The sequence below is a fragment of the Streptococcus sp. VT 162 genome, assembly GCA_000688775.2.
Taxonomy (GTDB): Bacteria; Bacillota; Bacilli; order Lactobacillales; family Streptococcaceae; genus Streptococcus.
Map to the genome: position 1 here is coordinate 320,376 of CP007628.2, position 19,423 is coordinate 339,798.

At 40.7% G+C, this 19,423-nt stretch carries 10 protein-coding genes and 2 pseudogenes; 9 read left to right on the forward strand and 3 right to left on the reverse strand.

Features of this window, described 5'->3' with window-relative positions; genetic code table 11:
- Positions 1–121: 121 nt before the first annotated feature.
- Both V470_01600 and V470_01605 read left to right on the forward strand, forming a co-directional pair.
- Positions 122–1,186, forward strand: coding sequence for a glutamyl aminopeptidase (locus V470_01600; GenBank protein ID AHZ47146.1), 1,065 nt, complete (start codon positions 122–124; stop codon positions 1,184–1,186).
- A 20-nt stretch (positions 1,187–1,206) separates the two neighbouring features.
- The gene (locus V470_01605) at positions 1,207–1,503 is read left to right on the forward strand and encodes an enterocin immunity protein (GenBank protein ID AHZ47147.1); all 297 of its coding nucleotides are present in this window, start codon (positions 1,207–1,209) and stop codon (positions 1,501–1,503) included.
- 96 nt (positions 1,504–1,599) lie between these two features.
- Here V470_01605 and V470_01610 read toward each other — a convergent pair whose 3' ends face one another.
- Positions 1,600–3,231: a sodium-dependent phosphate transporter gene (locus tag V470_01610; GenBank protein ID AHZ47148.1), complete on the reverse strand. Its 1,632-nt coding sequence runs from the start codon at positions 3,229–3,231 to the stop codon at positions 1,600–1,602.
- Between the two features lie 332 nt (positions 3,232–3,563).
- On the opposite strand from V470_01610, the pseudogene V470_10515 reads away from it, so the two are divergent.
- Positions 3,564–8,308: pseudogene (locus V470_10515) on the forward strand (endo-beta-N-acetylglucosaminidase).
- A gap of 117 nt (positions 8,309–8,425) precedes the next feature.
- On the opposite strand, the gene V470_01620 reads toward V470_10515, so the two are convergent.
- Both V470_01620 and V470_01625 read right to left on the reverse strand, forming a co-directional pair.
- The gene (locus tag V470_01620) at positions 8,426–8,794 is read right to left on the reverse strand and encodes a hypothetical protein (protein AHZ47149.1); all 369 of its coding nucleotides are present in this window, start codon (positions 8,792–8,794) and stop codon (positions 8,426–8,428) included.
- An 84-nt stretch (positions 8,795–8,878) separates the two neighbouring features.
- Complete coding sequence (locus V470_01625; GenBank protein AHZ47150.1) at positions 8,879–9,805, reverse strand: transcriptional regulator; 927 nt, start codon at positions 9,803–9,805, stop codon at positions 8,879–8,881.
- Positions 9,806–10,158: 353 nt separating this feature from the next.
- Between V470_01625 and V470_01630 the strand changes: the two genes are divergently transcribed.
- From V470_01630 to V470_01655, 6 genes and pseudogenes are all read left to right on the forward strand, one after another.
- A complete protein-coding gene (locus V470_01630; GenBank protein AHZ47151.1) occupies positions 10,159–11,358 on the forward strand; it encodes a phosphoglycerate kinase in 1,200 nt (399 codons plus the stop codon).
- A 165-nt stretch (positions 11,359–11,523) separates the two neighbouring features.
- A pseudogene (locus tag V470_01635) lies at positions 11,524–15,950 on the forward strand (agglutinin receptor).
- A 134-nt stretch (positions 15,951–16,084) separates the two neighbouring features.
- Positions 16,085–16,612 (forward strand): membrane protein, encoded by a 528-nt coding sequence (locus V470_01640; protein AHZ47153.1) that lies wholly within the window; start codon positions 16,085–16,087, stop codon positions 16,610–16,612.
- A gap of 76 nt (positions 16,613–16,688) precedes the next feature.
- Positions 16,689–17,045, forward strand: a complete 357-nt coding sequence (locus V470_01645) for a MerR family transcriptional regulator (protein ID AHZ47154.1) — start codon at positions 16,689–16,691, stop codon at positions 17,043–17,045.
- A gap of 38 nt (positions 17,046–17,083) precedes the next feature.
- Complete coding sequence (locus V470_01650; protein AHZ47155.1) at positions 17,084–18,430, forward strand: glutamine synthetase; 1,347 nt, start codon at positions 17,084–17,086, stop codon at positions 18,428–18,430.
- A gap of 390 nt (positions 18,431–18,820) precedes the next feature.
- Positions 18,821–19,408, forward strand: coding sequence for a thioredoxin signature protein (locus V470_01655; protein AHZ47156.1), 588 nt, complete (start codon positions 18,821–18,823; stop codon positions 19,406–19,408).
- Positions 19,409–19,423: the final 15 nt, after the last annotated feature.

A 19,423-nucleotide genomic window follows, 5' to 3' on the forward strand; every position in this document is an offset into this window, starting at 1 on the left:
ATTCCTGAAATAATATCTGACACTCTCTTTTATTGGAAAACTGAGTCAAAACCAATCCACCTTCCCACTATCCTTCTCCTATAAAAAGTGGTAAAATGGAGGACAGAAAGAAGGAACTGATATGACAACATTATTTTCAAAAATCAAAGAAGTAACAGAGCTTGCTGCGATCTCAGGCCACGAAGCGCCTGTCCGTGCTTATCTTCGTGAAAAGTTGACACCGCATGTGGATGAAATAGTGACAGATGGCTTAGGTGGTATTTTCGGTATCAAGCATTCAGAAGCTGTCGATGCACCGCGCGTCTTGGTCGCTTCTCACATGGATGAAGTTGGTTTTATGGTCAGCGAGATTAAGCCGGACGGGACCTTCCGTGTGGTTGAAATCGGTGGTTGGAATCCTATGGTGGTCAGCAGCCAACGCTTTAAACTCTTTACTCGTGATGGTCGTGAAATTCCTGTGATCTCAGGTTCTGTCCCTCCACATTTGACACGTGGAACAGGTGGCCCAACTATGCCAGCAATTTCAGATATCATTTTTGATGGTGGGTTTGCAGACAAGGCTGAGGCAGAAAGCTTTGGTATCCGACCTGGTGACACCATTGTCCCTGATAGTTCCGCTATCTTGACAGCCAATGAAAAAAATATCATCTCAAAAGCTTGGGACAATCGCTACGGTGTCCTCATGGTGAGCGAGCTAGCAGAAGCCTTGTCAGGTCAAAAACTGGGAAATGAACTCTATCTTGGTTCTAATGTCCAAGAAGAAGTTGGTCTGCGTGGTGCTCATACTTCCACAACCAAGTTTGACCCAGAAGTCTTTCTGGCAGTTGACTGTTCACCTGCTGGTGATGTTTATGGTGGTCAAGGCAAGATTGGGGATGGAACTTTGATTCGTTTCTATGATCCAGGTCACTTGCTCCTCCCAGGTATGAAAGATTTCCTTTTGACAACGGCTGAAGAAGCAGGTATCAAGTACCAATACTACTGTGGAAAAGGTGGAACAGACGCTGGAGCAGCTCATCTGAAAAATGGTGGTGTCCCATCAACAACCATCGGTGTCTGCGCTCGTTATATCCACTCTCACCAAACTCTCTACGCGATGGATGACTTCCTAGAAGCTCAAGCTTTCTTGCAAGCCTTGGTGAAAAAATTGGATCGTTCAACGGTTGATTTGATTAAACATTATTAAGCATAAGGGAGGTGGTCGGGATGGCAGAACCAAACCTAGAAAGCCTTATAAGAGATCTCTACAACCATGCTCGTCAGGGCTTGAGTGAAGATTTAGTTGCTGCTCTCCTAGAGACTGCTAAAAAACTACCCACTACAAATGAGCAATTACTAGCAGTCCGACTTTCAGGACTGGTCACCCGTGAATTGCTCATCAATCCCAAACACCCAGCACCTGAGTTGATCAACTTGGCGCGCTTTATCAAAAGAGAAGAAGCCAAGTATAGGGGCACTGCAGTTTCTGCTATCATGTTTGGAGAACTCTTTAAAATGCTTTGATTCCATTGTGAATCAAAGTATTTTTTATATGTTTCAAAAGAAATTCTTAATTAGGAGACGAAAAAAGCCATCCCATTCAGGATAGCTTTTAGGTTATTAGATTTGTTCAGCAATGACCTTTTCGGCTAGGTTCATAGCATGGTCAGACACACGAGTGTAGTGGGAAATGATGTCGATAAAGTTGACTCCAGCTTGTGTAGAACACTCACCCTTGTTAAGGCGTTTGATGTGGGTCTTTCTGAGAACGCGTTCCATATTGTTGATTTCTTTATGACGTTCAATCAGACTCTGAGCTTTTTCAATATCATTGTTTTCCACACTATCAAGGGCATCCTTGATAAATGCAGTTGTTGCTTGATAAATTTCAGCTAATTCCTCTAAAGCAGCATCAGAAAACTGAACATTCTTACGTTGAAGGTAGTCGGTTAGGTTGAGCAAGCCTTCTGCGTGGTCCCCAATCCGTTCCAAATCACGAGACGAATCCAGGATGTTAGTCAAGACTTCGCTTTCCTTTTGACTCAAGGATTCGCTTGAGAGTCTGATGAGGTAACGAGTGAGTTTTTCATCGATGGTGTTGATGGCTTCCTCTGTCTTGTGCCCTTTTTCAGCTACCTTTTCATCCAAACCGATGATATAGGTATAAGAAAGGTCAAAAGCTTTGGCTGCATAGTTTCCTAAGTGCAAGAGTTCTTTTTTGGCATTTCCTAGGGCAATAGAAGGAGATTGCTGGATAAGTTGTTCGTCGAGATAAAGAGGCTCGTACTTAACAACTTCGTCTTCACCAGGGATAATCTTGGTTACAAAGTAGGCCAAGGCTCCGATGAATGGAAATTGTACAATGGTGTTACTTACGTTAAAGGCACCGTGAGAGAAGGCGATGGTCATCTCAGGTGAGAGGTGAAGGAGTGCCTGGAAGTACTCGATCATAGCAGTAAAGGGGCCTAATAAGATTAAGCAAAGAATAGTTCCTAAAACGTTAAAGGTAACGTGGGTTGCTGCAACGCGTTTCGCTGAGACATTGGCTCCAGCTGCTGCGATGATAACTGTTAGGGTTGTCCCGATATTATCCCCGAAGAGAACTGGTAGTGAACCTTTAAGGTCGAGGAAGCCACCTGCATAGAGGCCTTGCAAAATCCCGATTGTAGCCGAGGAAGCCTGGATGAGGACGGTAATCACTGCACCGGCCACCACTCCTAAAATGGGGTTTTGTCCCAAAGTGACCATATACTCCTTGAATTGTGGTAAATCTTTAAGTGGGCTCATACCGGCACTGATGAGGTTAAGGGCGTAGAAGATTCCCCCAACACCAAACAGGATGCGACCGATATTGTTTGCTGTTCTGTTTTTTGTAAAGAAGAGGAACATGGTTCCAAGGAAAATCAAGGGCAAAGCATACTCACCAAGCTTGAAACCGATGATAAAGGAAGTAACGGTGGTTCCGATGTTAGCTCCCATGATAATTCCGATAGCCTGTCTAAGGGTTAGAAGACTAGCGCTGACTAGCCCAACCGTGATAACTGTAACCCCTGTACTTGACTGAATCAGGGCAGTCACGACAATCCCGACTAGAACACCTAAAAAGGGATTGCTAGTGTACTTGTCAATGTAAAAACGAAGGCGATCTCCAGCAGCTTGTTGCAAACCGTCTCCCATGGTCTTGATACTGTATAAAAACAGTCCTAGACCTCCTAAAAAGTGAAATAAAATTTCCTGCCAATTAATGGACATTTCTTTTTCCTCCGAAAAATAATAACGGAATTTCTCCTATTCTATTTTAAAGGATAAAAGTAAATCTCACAAGTGTTTAGCTGAAATTTTCATAAGAAACAAGAACTTTCTTTTAAAATGAGAGATAGATTTCCTTTAAGATAGATGATTTATAGGATTGTGTCCAAATTTTACTGATTATTATCCTAGTTATAGTTTTTATGTTAAATAGATTGACATCGCTTTCATATAGGATAAAATGAAGATGATCCTGTTCTGGTGGTGTGCACTGAGAACAGTTACTTTTTATCAAAAAGTAAAGCGCTTACTTTATATTTTATTAGGAGGATAAGATGAAAGATCTATTTTTTGAAAAACGTTGCCGTTACAGTATTCGTAAGCTGTCAATCGGGGCTTGTTCCTTGATGATTGGTTCAGCTCTATTCGCGAGCCCAGCTCTTGCCGAACAAGTCACAGTCCCTGAAACAGCTGCAAATACGAGCGTCCAAGCTACAAGTACAAGTGAGACAACTAATCCAGATACTGCAGCCCTTGAAAAACAATTAGAGGAAACAGAGAACAAAGTAGCTGAGCAACCAATTTCAGAAAACACTCCAGCAATAGCTGATTTGGTCAATGAAAAAGAAGAGGCAAAACCCGCTCTGACAGATAAAGTTGAAAAACCTGCTCAACCAACTGATAAAGAAGAAGTTAAACCAGAGGAAACGCCTCAAGTGGCTGAGAAGAAAGCCGACAAACCGACTCTAGCAGACGTTCCCAAAAATGAAGAAAAGAGTCTCCGACCAAAAGAAATCAAGTTTGATACTTGGGAAGATTTGTTAAAATGGGAACCGGGTGCGCGTGAGGATGATCCTATTAACCGTTCCTCAGTTGAACTCGCCAAGCGCCACAGAGGGCAGTTGGTCAATGAAAAAGCAAGCAGAAGAGCCAAGGTCCAGGCGCTGGCAAATACCAACTCAAAGGCCAAAGACCACGATTCTGTTGGTGGAGAAGAATTCAAGGCCTACGCTTTTGACTACTGGCAATACTTGGATTCAATGGTCTTCTGGGAAGGCCTAGTTCCAACTCCAGATGTCATTGATGCAGGCCACCGCAACGGAGTTCCCGTTTATGGAACACTCTTTTTCAACTGGTCAAACAGTATTGCTGACCAAGAGAAATTTGCCGCTGCCTTGAAACAAGATGAGGATGGCACATTCCCAATTGCACGCAAACTCGTTGATCTCGCTAAGTACTATGGCTTTGATGGCTATTTCATCAATCAGGAAACAACGGGGGAATTGGTAGCACCTCTTGGTGAAAAAATGCGCCAATTCATGCTCTATACAAAAGAATACGCAGCCAAAGTCAACCACCCGATCAAGTATGCTTGGTACGATGCCATGACCTACAAATACGGTCGTTACCACGAAGATGGTCTAGGTGATTACAACTACCAGTTCATGCAAAAAGAAGGTGACAAAGTCCCTGCAGATCAATTCTTTGCCAATTTCAACTGGAACAAGGAAAAGAATGACCACTCCGTAGAGATGGCCAAATGGCTAGAGCGTAGTCAATATGATGTCTTTGCAGGCTTGGAATTGCAACAAGGTGGTTCTTATAAGACCAAAGTCAAATGGGATGCCCTCTTAGATGAAAAGGGTAAGTTGCGTTTGTCGTTAGGACTTTTTGCACCAGATACGATTACCAGTCTAGGAAAAACAGGCGAAGACTACCACAAGAACGAAGACATCTTCTTTACAGGTTACCAAGGTGATCCAACGGCTCAAAAACCAGCAGATAAAGAGTGGTATGGAATTGCCAATTTAGTTGCTGACCGTACACCAGCAGTAGGACGTACCTTCACCACCTCTTTTAATACAGGTCATGGTAGAAAATGGTTTGTTGACGGTAAAGTTTCTAAGGATTCTGAGTGGAACTACCGTTCTGTTTCAGGTGTTTTGCCAACATGGCGCTGGTGGCAGACTTCGACAGGTGAAAAACTTCGTGCAGAATATGATTTTACAGATGCCTATAATGGTGGGAACTCTCTTAAATTCTCAGGTGATGTAGTTGGTAAGACGGACCAGGATGTGAATTTGTATTCTACCAAACTAGAAGTAACAGAGAAAACCAAACTTCGTGTTGCCCACAAGGGAGGAAAAGGCTCTAAAGTTTATATGGCCTTCTCTACGACTCCAGACTACAAATTTGAGGATGCAGCTGCATGGAAAGAACTGACTCTCTCTGATGACTGGAAGAATGAAGAATTTGACCTCAGCTCACTAGCAGGTAAAACCATCTATGCAGTCAAACTCTTCTTCGAGCATGAAGGAGCTGTAAAAGATTATCAGTTTAACCTAGGACAATTAACAATTTCAGACAGTCACCAAGCACCGCAAGCGCCTACAGGTCTCTCTGTGGTGAAGCAATCTCTTAAGAATGCCCAAGAAGCTGAAGCAGTGGTTCAATTTTCGGGTAACCAAGATGCAGATTTCTATGAAGTCTACGAAAAAGATGGAGATAACTGGCGTTTGTTGACAGGATCATCTGCTTCAACCATCTACTTGCCAAAAGTTAGCCGTTCTGCTAATGCGACTGGTACGACTCAAGAATTGAAGGTCGTTGCAGTTGGTAAAAATGGCCTTCGTTCCGAAGCTGCGACGGCATCCTTTAACTGGGGGATGACAGTTCAGGATACGACTCTTCCAAGACCTTTAGCTGAAAATATCGTTCTAGGTGCAAAGGTTATTGGTAGCACTTTCCCGAATACTGAAGGCGGGGAAGGCATCGAAGGTATGTTGAATGGTACCATTACTAGCTTGTCAGATAAGTGGTCTTCAGCTCAGCTGAGCGGTAGTGTGGATATTCGCTTGACCAAGCCACGTACCGTTGTTAGATGGGTAATGGATCATGCAGGAGCTGGTGGTGAGTCTGTTAACGATGGTCTGATGAATACCAAGGACTTTGATCTTTATTACAAGGATACAGATGGCGAGTGGAAACTAGCTAAGGAAGTCCGTGGCAACAAAGCGCACGTTACAGATATCACTCTTGACAAACCAATCACTGCCCAAGACTGGCGCCTAAAAGTTATCACTTCAGATAACGGAACACCTTGGAAAGCCATTCGTATCTATAACTGGAAGATGTACGAAACCTTGGACACAGAAAGTCAAAATATTCCAATGGCTAAGGTAGCTGCCCGTTCACTTGGAAACCATCAAGTTCAACTAGGCTTCTCTGATGTTCCAGCGGGTGCAACCATCACCGTTTACGACAAGGCAGATTCACAAACACCAATTGCAACCTTGAAGACTGAAACTGGAGGCGACTTGGCAACAGCACCATTGGGCTTTAACAAGCAACCAACTCTCCTCTACTATCGTACCCAACTACCTGGCAAAGAAATCAGTAACACCTTGGCAGTAGCGATTCCACAGGATGAGAGAAAAATTGCTGCAGTGAGTCTTGAAAAAGGGCCTAAGAAGACAGTTTATAAAGAGGGAGAAAATCTCGACCTCAGAGGCGGAACCCTCCGTGTTCAATACGAAGGGGGACAAGCCGATGAACTAATCAACCTTACTCACTCAGGTGTGACAGTATCTGGCTACAACGCTCATCAAAAAGGGGAACAAAAGCTCACAGTCAGCTACCTTGGACTTCCAGTTACTGGTGACTTGAAGGTACAAGTGACTGGTCAAGATGAAGGAAAACCAAAGGAAGTAGCAGGCTTGTACATTACTCAGAAACCAAAAACAGACTATCTAGTAGGAGATCAACTGGATCTCTCTGAAGGTCGCTTCGGTGTTCTCTATGATGATGAGACGGAAGAAAGTCATGCTTTTACGGACCAAGGTGTTGAAATCACGGGCTATGATGCTCAGAAGACTGGACGACAAACCTTGACCTTGCATTACAAGGGACACACTGCTGAGTTCGATGTCTTGGTTTCTCCAAAAGCAGCTGTCAACGATGAGTACCTCAAACAAGAAATCACTGCTGCCCAAGGTCGCCAGTCAACCCTTGCCTATACCTTCTCAAGTGAGAACAAACAAGCTGTACTAGTAGAGAAACTTAATGCAGCGAAAGCTGTTGCAGAAAACCATGATGCCAGTCAAGAAGAAGTCAACAAAGCCTTGAATGAATTGAAACAAGCTGGAGCGGACTTGGATGGAAATCAACGTTATCAAACTGCTAGAGAAGAATTGGAAGGCTTGCTCGAATCCGTCCGTGCAAAAGATTCTCAAAATGAGTTGATTGCCCAAGCAGAAACCTTGTTGGCTTCAGAAATGCCAACTCCACAAGCTTTTGCGGAAATGAAAGAAAAGCTAAATAAGAAACTAGCCCCTGCAGAAGAAAGTCATCATGTTGGAAGCGTGGATCCAAATGAAGTGGCCCCAACGGTTGAGGCCCTCCCTGAACTAGTTATTGAAACTGAAACAACAGCCTTTGAAGGTCAGGAGCGACCAAACGAAACCCTTCTCAAAGGACAACGCCAGCTAGTTCAAGCAGGAGTAAGCAGGAGTTGAAGGCCAAGTTCGTCGCTTTGTAGAAGTAGATAACCAAGGCAAACGCACTCTTCGTTCGACTGAGGTAGTTAAGGAAGCAATCCCAGAAATCACCGAAGTTGGTATAAAAGTTCTATCTAGCAACCAACCAGCTGAGGGTGTGAAAGATTTAGTTCTAGAAACTCCGAAACTGGAAGTTGAAGAGGGGACAGTTTCCTTCGAACATCAAGAACGACCAAATGCAGCCCTTCTCAAAGGACAACGCCAGCTAGTTCAAGCAGGAGTAAGCAGGAGTTGAAGGCCAAGTTCGTCGCTTTGTAGAAGTTGATGCCCAGGGCAAACGCACTCTTCATTCTACTGAGGTTCTCAAGGAAGCTATCCCAGAAATTGTCGAAGTAGGAACGAAAGAAGAGCAAGTCTCACAAACAAGGGATCAAGCGCTTTTAGCAACGCCAGCAAAAATTGAAGAAGTAAGTAAAGAGCTTCCAAATACGGGAGCGACAAGAGATGCTAGTCTAGTAGCGCTGGGACTCCTCGGAGTAATGAGTGGCTACGGCTTGCTTGCTAGAAAGAAGAAAGAAGACTAATCGATTTAGAATTCTTGGAATTTCTCATAACAACTAAAAAACAAGGTTTGACTGTAGATTAGTCAGGCCTTGTTTTTAGTTTTGAAATTGAAGAGTAAATTTGAAGCTAGATTTTTGTTATTCAATTCCTTGGATAAATTTTTGGAAACGATAGGTGTCGAAATAAATATTGGATGCAACTAATTTATCAAATTCATCAAATTTCAGAAATTCTGCGACATCCAGCTCTAGTTCTTTTCCTTGAGGAGAATGTAGACGGTAGCGATTTAAAGCTGAGACTGCTCGACCATCAACAAGTAATTGCTTCACTTCAAGATGCTGGCTCAAAGCATAGAATTGGCCTGCGCCTTGCAAATAAACATCACGTCCTTGTCGAATTTCTATACTATCGCACATGCCATAGTCAAAGTTTTCAGCTACGAAATCTTCCCAGCCTCCCTCATTTACTGCCGTAAAATAGCTTTCTGCAAGTGTTTTTGTATCCATTTGGAACCTCCTGTAAAATAATTGGGCTATGATGAATATCACGAAATATTTTGCCCACTTAAGAGTATACAAAAGGAAATATGACTACAGGTTGTCATATTGCTGAAGATTTTTTTTGAGAGTACTGACCAGTAGATTTTGTAAGTGACTTGGAGATACGACCTTTACTTGATAACCAAAACTTAATAGTAAATCAAAAAACGAAGGAGTTAAAGCTCTAAATGCCTGAACTTTTATTATTTCGTCCTCGACTCTGATTTCTTCTTCCGTGAAGTAATCGTAGATTTTTGGAAGTGCAAATCTTGTAAAAACTAGTTCGATTTCTTCTCTTTGCCCCTCCACTTTATGTTTTGGGGGATTTAAAAAAAGCTCTAACTTTTCTTGAGATAAACGTGGATAATCGAATGGTTTATCTTCTATCTCCACTAGTTCTAGTTCACGAATTCGAGTTAATTTAAAAATACGAAAATCTAATTTTTCTAAGCAGTAACCGATAACATACCAAGCATTCAGTTTATAGATCAATCTGTATGGAATAACTGTTCGCTGACTTTTCTCTTGTTTTTTCGAATAGTAAGAAAAAGAAATCATCTGTTCAGTTTGTATCGCTTCCTCAATTTCTAGTAAATAATTTGTATTAAGAGTCCAGGAACTGAGATCAAAGTAAAAAGGACTGTTTGCTCTTGTAATTTCTTGAGAAGACAGCTTGTGTTCGATACTGTCAAGACTTGAATGACCAACGATTTTACTAACATTTTGGCTCATATTAATGATAAACTGTCTCTCTTCCTCAGTGAAAAAGTTTCTGTCTATCTTATAGTCGCTCGGTATATAGAAACCTCCCTTATCTCCACGTTCCGAATAGATTGGGATCCCCGCTAAACTGAGTGTATCCATGTCTCTATATACAGTTCGAGTAGATATTTCAAACCTCTCTGCGATCTCTTTAGCTGTTATTCTCTTCTTATTCAAAAGAGACAGTAAAATATAGATTAGTCTTTCTAATTTCATGGTAGCAATTCCCCTTCTTTTAATCTCAAATAGCACAAACTGAAGAAATTATTTTAGTTATATTGTATAATAAGAAACCCAGCAATTCAAAAAGAAGGACTGTAGAGTTTAGAATATTAAGGATTAAAATCTTAGAAAAAGGATAGTGTAGAAGTAATTAGGCAGATCAATCAAGAAATTCGCCTAAAATATTCCAACCGAATTATGTGAAGATTACTATTTCCCGCACTGCAATCCTAGGTTTTTAGGTTAATAGATAGAAGAATGAACAAGAAAAGTTTAGGGTTTTTCTATCTCTTTTGCTGATTTTGTGATATAATTAACACGTATAAAAAAAGAAGGAGTCATATCTAATGGCAAAATTGACTGTTAAAGACGTTGACTTGAAAGGGAAAAAAGTTCTCGTTCGTGTTGACTTCAACGTACCTGTTAAAGATGGCGTGATTACCAATGATAACCGTATCACTGCAGCTCTTCCAACTATCAAGTACATCCTTGAACAAGGTGGACGTGCAATCCTCTTCTCTCACCTTGGACGTGTAAAAGAAGAAGCAGACAAAGAAGGTAAATCACTTGCTCCTGTAGCTGCTGACTTGGCTGCTAAATTGGGACAAGAAGTTAAATTTATCCCAGGTGTTACACGTGGTGCTGAATTGGAAGCCGCTGTTAACGCTCTTGAAGATGGACAAGTTCTCTTGGTTGAAAACACTCGTTTCGAAGATGTTGACGGCAAGAAAGAATCTAAAAACGATTCTGAACTTGGTAAATACTGGGCTTCACTTGGAGATGGTATCTTCGTAAACGATGCATTCGGTACTGCTCACCGTGCACACGCATCTAACGTTGGTATCTCAGCAAACGTTGAAAAAGCAGTTGCTGGTTTCCTTCTTGAAAACGAAATTGCCTACATCCAAGAAGCAGTTGAAGCTCCAGAACGTCCATTCGTAGCGATCCTTGGTGGTTCAAAAGTATCTGACAAGATTGGTGTTATCGAAAACTTGCTTGAAAAAGCTGATAAAGTGCTTATCGGTGGTGGGATGACTTACACATTCTACAAAGCTCAAGGTATCGAAATCGGTAACTCACTTGTAGAAGAAGATAAATTGGATGTTGCGAAAGCTCTTCTTGAAAAAGCAAACGGCAAATTGATCTTGCCAGTTGACTCAAAAGAAGCAAACGCATTTGCTGACTACACTGAAGTGAAAGACACTGAAGGTGAAGCAGTAGACCCAGGCTTCCTTGGTTTGGATATCGGTCCTAAATCTATCGCTAAATTTGACGAAGCTTTGACTGGTGCAAAAACAGTTGTATGGAACGGACCTATGGGTGTATTTGAAAACCCTGACTTCCAAGCTGGTACAATCGGTGTCATGGACGCTATCGTGAAACAACCAGGTGTGAAATCAATCATCGGTGGTGGTGACTCAGCTGCTGCAGCCATCAACCTTGGTCGTGCAGACAAGTTCTCATGGATCTCTACTGGTGGTGGAGCATCAATGGAACTCCTTGAAGGTAAAGTTCTTCCAGGATTGGCAGCTTTGACTGAAAAATAAATAGTTAACTAAAAGAAGATGGTGTGACCATCTTCTTTTTAATTTAATTTATAAATAGGTGGAATTTTTCTATAAATAAAAAAAAAGAGTAAATATTTGCATCCTGCCTTGTAAAGTGCTAGTATAAGAAGTAACGACTAAATTTAGGTAAGGAAAGGGATTAAAATGAAAAATAAAAAAGAAGTCTATGGATTTCGTAAAAGCAAAGTTGCGAAAACTTTGTGTGGTGCTGTTTTAGGAACTGCTTTGATTGCTTTTGCAGACAAAGCAGTATTTGCTGATGAAGTTACAGAGACAACTAGTACAAGTACAGTTGAGGTAGCTACTACAGGAAATCCAGCTACAAATCTACCTGAAGCTCAGGGTGAAATGAGTCAAGTTGCCAAAGAAAGCCAAGCTAAGGCTGGTTCTAAAGACTCAGCTTTGCCAGTAGAAGTATCATCAGCTGATTTGGATAAAGCAGTTGCTGATGCAAAATCTGCAGGAGTTAAGGTAATTCAAGATGAAACAAAAGACAAAGGAACAGCCACAACTGCTACAGAGAATGCTCAAAAACAAGATGAGATTAAAAGCGACTATGCTAAACAGGCTGAAGAAGTAAAGACAACAACTGAAGCATATAAAAAAGAAGTCGCAGCTCATCAGGCTGAAACAGATAAAGTCAATGCTGAAAACAAAGCAGCGGATGACAAGTACCAAAAAGATCTAAAAAGTCATCAAGAAGAAGTTGAAAAAATCAACACTGCTAATGCAACAGCTAAAGCAGAATATGAGGCTAAGCTAGCACAATATCAAAAAGATTTAGCAACTGTCAAAAAAGCAAATGAAGATAGTCAACAGGACTATCAAAATAAACTTTCAGCTTACCAGACAGAATTAGCTCGAGTACAAAAAGCTAATGCTGAAACTAAAGAGGCTTATGATAAAGCAGTAAAAGAAAACACAGCTAAAAACGAAGCGCTTAAAGCTGAAAATGAAGCGATTAAACAGCGTAATGAAACTGCAAAAGCGAATTATGAAGCAGCGATGAAGCAGTATGAAGCAGACCTTGCAGCTATTAAGAAAGCTAAAGAGGATAATGATGCTGATTATCAAGCTAAATTAGCAGCTTACCAGACAGAATTAGCTCGAGTACAAAAGGCTAATGCTGAAGCTAAAGAAGCTTATGATAAAGCAGTGAAAGAAAACACAGCTAAAAACACAGCCATTCAAGCTGAAAATGAAGCGATTAAGCAACGTAACGCCACTGCAAAATCGACTTATGACGCAGCGATGAAGAAATACGAAGCAGATTTGACGGCAGTTAAGCAAGCGAATGCTACCAATGAAGCAGACTACCAAGCTAAGCTAGCTGAATACCAGACGGAATTAGCTCGCGTTCAAAAAGCTAATGCTGATGCAAAAGCAACTTACGAGAAGGCAGTTGAAGACAACAAGGCAAAAAATGCAGCGCTTCAAGCTGAAAACGAAGAAATCAAGCAACGCAATGCTACGGCTAAGACTGACTATGAAGCAAAATTAGCTAAATATGAAGCTGATCTTGCCAAATATAAGAAAGAGTTGGCTGAGTATCCAGCTAAGTTGCAGGCTTATAAAGATGAGCAGGCTAAAATTAAGGCGGCCCTTGTAGAACTTGAAAATAATAAAGATCAAGATGGTTACTTGTCTAAGCCATCTGCTCAGAGCTTGGTTTACGATTTAGAACCGAATGCTCAACTGGATCTCAAAACTGAAGGAAAACTTCTCACTGCAGCAGCAGTTGATGAAGCTTTTAAGAAAGACACAGTCCAATATGGCAAGAAAAATCTTCAGTTAGACAATCTAAATGTCAAGAACTTGGAAAACGGTGCTACCGCTTCTTCGGTGGAATTGTATGGTAATATTGGAGACAAATCTGACTGGACCACCAATGTAGGGAATAAAACAGAAGTTAAATGGGGCTCTGTTCTTCTAGAACGTGGGCAAAGCGTAACAGCGACTTATACCAACCTTCAAAATTCATACTACAATGGTAAAAAGATTTCCAAGATTGTTTACAAATATACTGTAGATCCTTCTTCTCAATTTAAAAATCCTAGTGGAAAAGTTTGGTTGGGAATCTTTAGTGACCCAACTTTGGGTGTCTTTGCTTCTGCTTACACTGGTGATGTTGAAAAAGGGACTTCAATTTTCATTAAAAATGAATTTACCTTCTATGATGAAAATGACCAACCAATTAATTTTGACAATGCCCTTCTTTCTGTAGCATCTCTAAATAGAGAAAATAATTCTATTGAGATGGCCAAGGATTACACTGGTAACTTTATTAAAATTTCCGGTTCATCTGTTGGAGAAAAAGACGGAAAGATTTATGCCACAGAAACCTTGAACTTTAAAAAAGACCAAGGTGGATCTCGTTGGACTATGTATCCAAATGGTCAACCTGGTTCAGGTTGGGATTCATCAGATGCACCAAACTCTTGGTACGGTGCTGGAGCTATTAGTATGTCTGGCCCTACGAATCATGTTACTGTTGGTGCTATTTCTGCGACCCTAGTAGTTCCTTCTGATCCAGTTATGGCGGTTGATACAGGTAAAAGACCAAACATCTGGTACTCACTCAATGGTAAGATTCGTGCCGTCAACGTTCCGAAAATTACTAAGGAAAAACCAACTCCGCCAGTAGAACCAACTGCACCACAAGCTCCAACTTATGAAGTAGAGAAACCACTGGAACCAGCTCCAGTAGTACCAAACTACGAAAATGAGCCAACTCCACCGGTAAAAACTAAAATGAGCCAACTCCACCGGTAAAAACTCCAGATCAACCAGAGCCATCAAAACCGGAAGAGCCAAATTATGATCCATTGCCAACTCCGCCGGTAGCACCAACTCCTAAGCAGTTGCCAACACCACCAGCGGTGCCAACAGTTCACTTCCATTACAATCGTCTATTTGCACAACCTCAGATTAATAAAGAAATTAAAAATGAGGATGGAGTAGATATCGACCGTACTCTCGTTGCTAAGCAGTCTGTAGTGAAGTTTGAGTTGAAAACGGAAGCTTTAACTGCAGGGCGTCCAAAAACAACTTCGTTTGTATTGGTAGATCCACTTCCAACGGGCTATCAGTTTGATTTGGAGGCGACCAAGGCTGCAAGCAAAGGTTTTGAAACAAGCTATGATAAAGCTAGTCACACTGTAACCTTTAAGGCTACTGAGGAGACCTTGGCTGCTTTCAATGCAGATTTGACAAAATCCTTTGAGACTCTATATCCAACTGTTGTTGGTCGTGTCTTGAATGATGGGGCGACTTATACAAATAACTTTACATTGACAGTCAACGATGCCTACGGTGTTAAGTCAAATATTGTTCGTGTAACGACTCCAGGTAAACCAAATGATCCTGACAATCCAAATAACAACTACATCAAGCCTTTGAAAGTTAACAAGAACAAGCAAGGTGTGAATATTGATGGCAAAGAAGTTCTAGCTGGTTCAACGAACTACTATGAACTCACATGGGATTTGGACCAATACAAGGGAGATAAATCTTCTAAAGAAGCGATTCAAAATGGTTTCTACTATGTGGATGATTATCCAGAAGAAGCCTTAACCCTTCAACCAGAATTGGTTAAGATCCGTGATCTAGAGGGCAACCTTGTATCAGGTATCAGTGTTCAACAATTTGATAGTTTAGAAGCTGCTCCTAAGAAAGTTCAGGACTTGTTGAAGAAAGCAAACATCACTGTTAAAGGTGCTTTCCAACTCTTCTCAGCTGATAATCCAGCCGAATTCTACAAGAACTATGTAGCAGCAGGAAAATCATTGCTCATCACAGATCCGATGACAGTTAAACCTGAATTTGGTCAAACGGGTGGTAAGTATGAAAACAAAGCCTACCAAATTGATTTTGGAAATGGCTATGCTACAGAAGTAGTTGTCAACAATGTACCAAAAATCACACCTAAAAAAGATGTGACAATCAGTATGGATCCAAGCAGTGACAATATCGATGGCCAAACAATTCCGTTGAACCAGTACTTCAATTATCGTTTAATTGGTGGTTTGATTCCACAAAATCATTCTGAGGACTTGAATGACTATAGTTTTGTAGATGATTATGACCAAAAAGGTGATCAATACACTGGAAACTATAAAGTTCTTGCCAAAGTTGATATCCGATTGAAAGACGGTCGTGTTATCAAGGCAGGGACAGACTTAACAGCTGAAACACAGGTTGAACATGATCAAGATAAGGGAATGATTACCATTCGCTTCAAGGAAGAATTCCTTCAAGAGATTCAGTTGGATTCTCCATTCCAGGCTGAGACTTATATTCAAATGAAACGAATTGCAGTCGGAACCTTTGAAAATACCTATGTAAATACTGTGAACAAAGTTGCTTACGCTTCAAATACAGTTCGCACGACAACACCAGAACCTAAGAAACCAGAGGAGCCAACAACTCCTACTCCAAATCCAAAAGGTAACCCTACTCTACCTCAAACAGGTACAAATGATTCAAGCTACATGCCATATCTTGGTCTAGCAGCTTTAGTAGGAGTTTTAGGACTTGGTCAGTTGAAACGAAAAGAAGACGAAAGCAAGTAAGCTCTAAAAGTTAAATAGAAAAGAGGAACTTTGTTTCCTCTTTTTCTTGTTGTTTGAATTAAAAACGTTTCCTATCGATTTTGGCTCATAAAATCAACTAATTTATGATAAAATGGAAATAGAAAGTTGAGATTATGAGTTATTTTAAAAAATATAAATTTGATAAGTCACAGTTCAAGCTTGGTATGCGAACCTTCAAAACGGGGATTGCCGTATTTATAGTTCTCTTGATTTTTGGTTTTTTTGGCTGGAAGGGACTTCAAATCGGAGCATTAACAGCGGTCTTCAGTCTACGAGAAAGCTTTGATAAGAGTGTCCATTTTGGAACTTCGCGTATCTTAGGAAATAGCATCGGAGGTTTTTACGCCCTTGTCTTTTTCCTCTTAAACACTTTATTTCATGGAGCCTTTTGGGTAACCTTACTAGTTGTTCCGATTTGCACCATGTTAACCATTATGACAAATGTTGCCATGAACAACAAGGCAGGAGTTATCGGTGGTGTAGCGGCTATGTTGATTATTACCCTATCAATACCGAGCGGAGAAACATTTTTGTACGTGTTTGCGCGCGTATTTGAAACATTTATGGGAGTTTTTGTCGCAATCCTTGTTAATTATGATATTGAGCAACTGAAACTCTTTTGGGAGAAAAAAAGAAAATAATGTTACATTTTATGACATTATTCGTTGACGTTTATCTTTTTTTAGACTATAATAGACAGGAAGAAGGAAATTGTAAATGAAGGAAAGAGAATTTCGCCGAAATATGGCTGTTTTTCCTATCGGCAGTGTTATGAAATTGACCGATCTCTCGGCGCGTCAGATTCGTTATTATGAAGATCAAGAGTTGATCAAACCTGATCGAAACGAAGGAAACCGTCGCATGTATTCGTTGAATGACATGGATCGTCTACTTGAAATCAAAGATTATATCTCTGAAGGTCATAATATTGCTGCGATTAAGAAAAAATATGCTGAACGCGAGGCGAAGTCCAAGAAAGCCGTGAGTCAGACGGAAGTGCGTCGCGCACTCCACAATGAACTCCTCCAGCAGGGGCGCTTTGCTTCAGTACGGTCACCCTTTGGTCGCGGTTAGGCAATCGCAAGTAGTCATATATATTAAGGAGAAAACCCATGCCAATCACAGCTGCAGATATTCGTCGTGAAGTCAAGGAAAAAAATGTTACCTTTATCCGTCTCATGTTTTCAGATATTCTGGGAACCATGAAAAACGTCGAAATTCCTGCTACAGATGAACAGTTAGATAAGGTCTTGTCAAACAAAGCCATGTTTGATGGCTCTTCTATTGAAGGTTTTGTACGTATCAATGAGTCAGATATGTACTTGTACCCAGACTTGGATACATGGACAGTCTTCCCTTGGGGAGATGAAAATGGAAGTGTTGCAGGTTTGATCTGTGATGTCTATACAACAGAAGGCGAACCCTTTGCAGGTGACCCACGTGGTAATCTGAAGCGTGCACTTAGTCATATGGAAGAAGTAGGATTCAAATCCTTCAACCTTGGTCCAGAACCAGAATTCTTCCTATTTAAGTTGGATGAAAATGGGGATCCAACTCTTGAGGTAAATGACAAGGGTGGCTACTTCGACTTGGCCCCTACTGACCTTGCAGACAATACGCGTCGTGAAATCGTGAATGTCTTGACCAAAATGGGATTTGAAGTAGAAGCGAGTCACCACGAGGTTGCGGTTGGACAACATGAAATTGACTTCAAGTATGATGAAGTCCTCCGTGCCTGTGACAAGATTCAAATCTTTAAACTCGTTGTTAAAACCATTGCTCGCAAACATGGCCTTTACGCAACCTTTATGGCTAAACCGAAATTTGGTATTGCTGGATCAGGTATGCACTGTAATATGTCCTTGTTTGATGCAGAAGGAAATAATGCCTTCTTTGATCCAAATGATCCAAAAGGAATGCAGTTGTCTGAAACGGCCTACCATTTCCTTGGCGGTTTGATTAAGCATGCTTACAACTATACTGCTATCATGAACCCAACAGTTAACTCATACAAACGTTTGGTTCCAGGTTATGAAGCGCCTGTTTACATTGCTTGGGCTGGTCGTAACCGTTCGCCACTTGTGCGCGTACCAGCTTCACGTGGTATGGGAACTCGTCTTGAGTTGCGTTCAGTGGACCCGATGGCAAACCCATACATCGCTATGGCAGTTCTATTGGAAGTTGGTTTGCATGGTATTGAAAACAAAATCGAAGCACCAGCTCCTATCGAAGAAAATATCTATATCATGACAGCGGAAGAGCGTAAGGAAGCTGGAATTACTGACCTTCCATCAACGCTTCACAACGCCTTGAAAGCCTTGACTGAGGATGAAGTGGTCAAGGCAGCCCTAGGTGAACACATCTACACGAGCTTCCTTGAAGCTAAACGTATCGAGTGGGCTAGCTATGCAACCTTTGTGTCACAATGGGAAGTTGATAATTATCTTGATTTGTATTAAGAACATAAAAAAGATTGTCTGATTGGGCAATCTTTTTTATTATTGCAAATTTTTAAATGTATTTCGTTGCTGTTTTTAGTATAGTTATTATATAGAAAAACAGAAAACAAGAAAGAGTGAATTATGCATTAAAAAGAAATAATATTCTGAAAATAATTAGAAAATAACGTCCAATCATTTTCATTATACCTATTTAATGCAGTAGTGTGGCGGGTTTAGCGTGGGAAAGAAAAAAGTTTACAATTTGACAACATATTTCTTGAAATACGAATTAGTAAATGATAAAATGTTTTTTGGAATGGATGAGTTTCGGAGAGTTTATAAAATATTTACTATATTATTTACTCAAGTTCTACTCGCCATATTTCATTAAAAAGGAAAGGAGATTCTATGCAAAAAGATAAGTGGTGGCTTCCGTTTTTAGCAGTGGGAGTCATCATCGGATTGTCGGTGGGTTTGATTTATTATACTAGACCCGCTAAGGACGGAGAAGTAGGGACTTCATCAGTTTCGCAATCAACTTCAAGTGCTGAGAACAATACTGCCTTGAGTCTAAAAGGTCAACAACTTCCAGAATTTAAAATGACTTCTCAAGACGGTAAATTGGTTGCTAGTTCAGAACTGTATGATAAACCTATGTTAATTGTCGAATGGGCTAGTTGGTGTCCTCATTGTCAGAAACAACTACCCATTGTTCAGCAGATGTATGAAAAGTATGGTGAACAGATCAATTTTGTTTTACTAAATATGAACGAACCTGGTAAAGAAACAAAAGAGAGTGCTGATCGATACATTAAGGAAAAAGGATACACTTTCCCTTATTACTATGACGAAGATCAATCAGCTGCAGATCTATTACAGGTTCAGACCATACCAAGTATGTATTTTGTAACCAAAAAGCAAGAAGTAAAAAATGTATTGGTTAACCATTCCGATGCGGAAAGCTTTTCTAAAGAGTTGCAAACACTACTCAACTAACATATATCTACTATA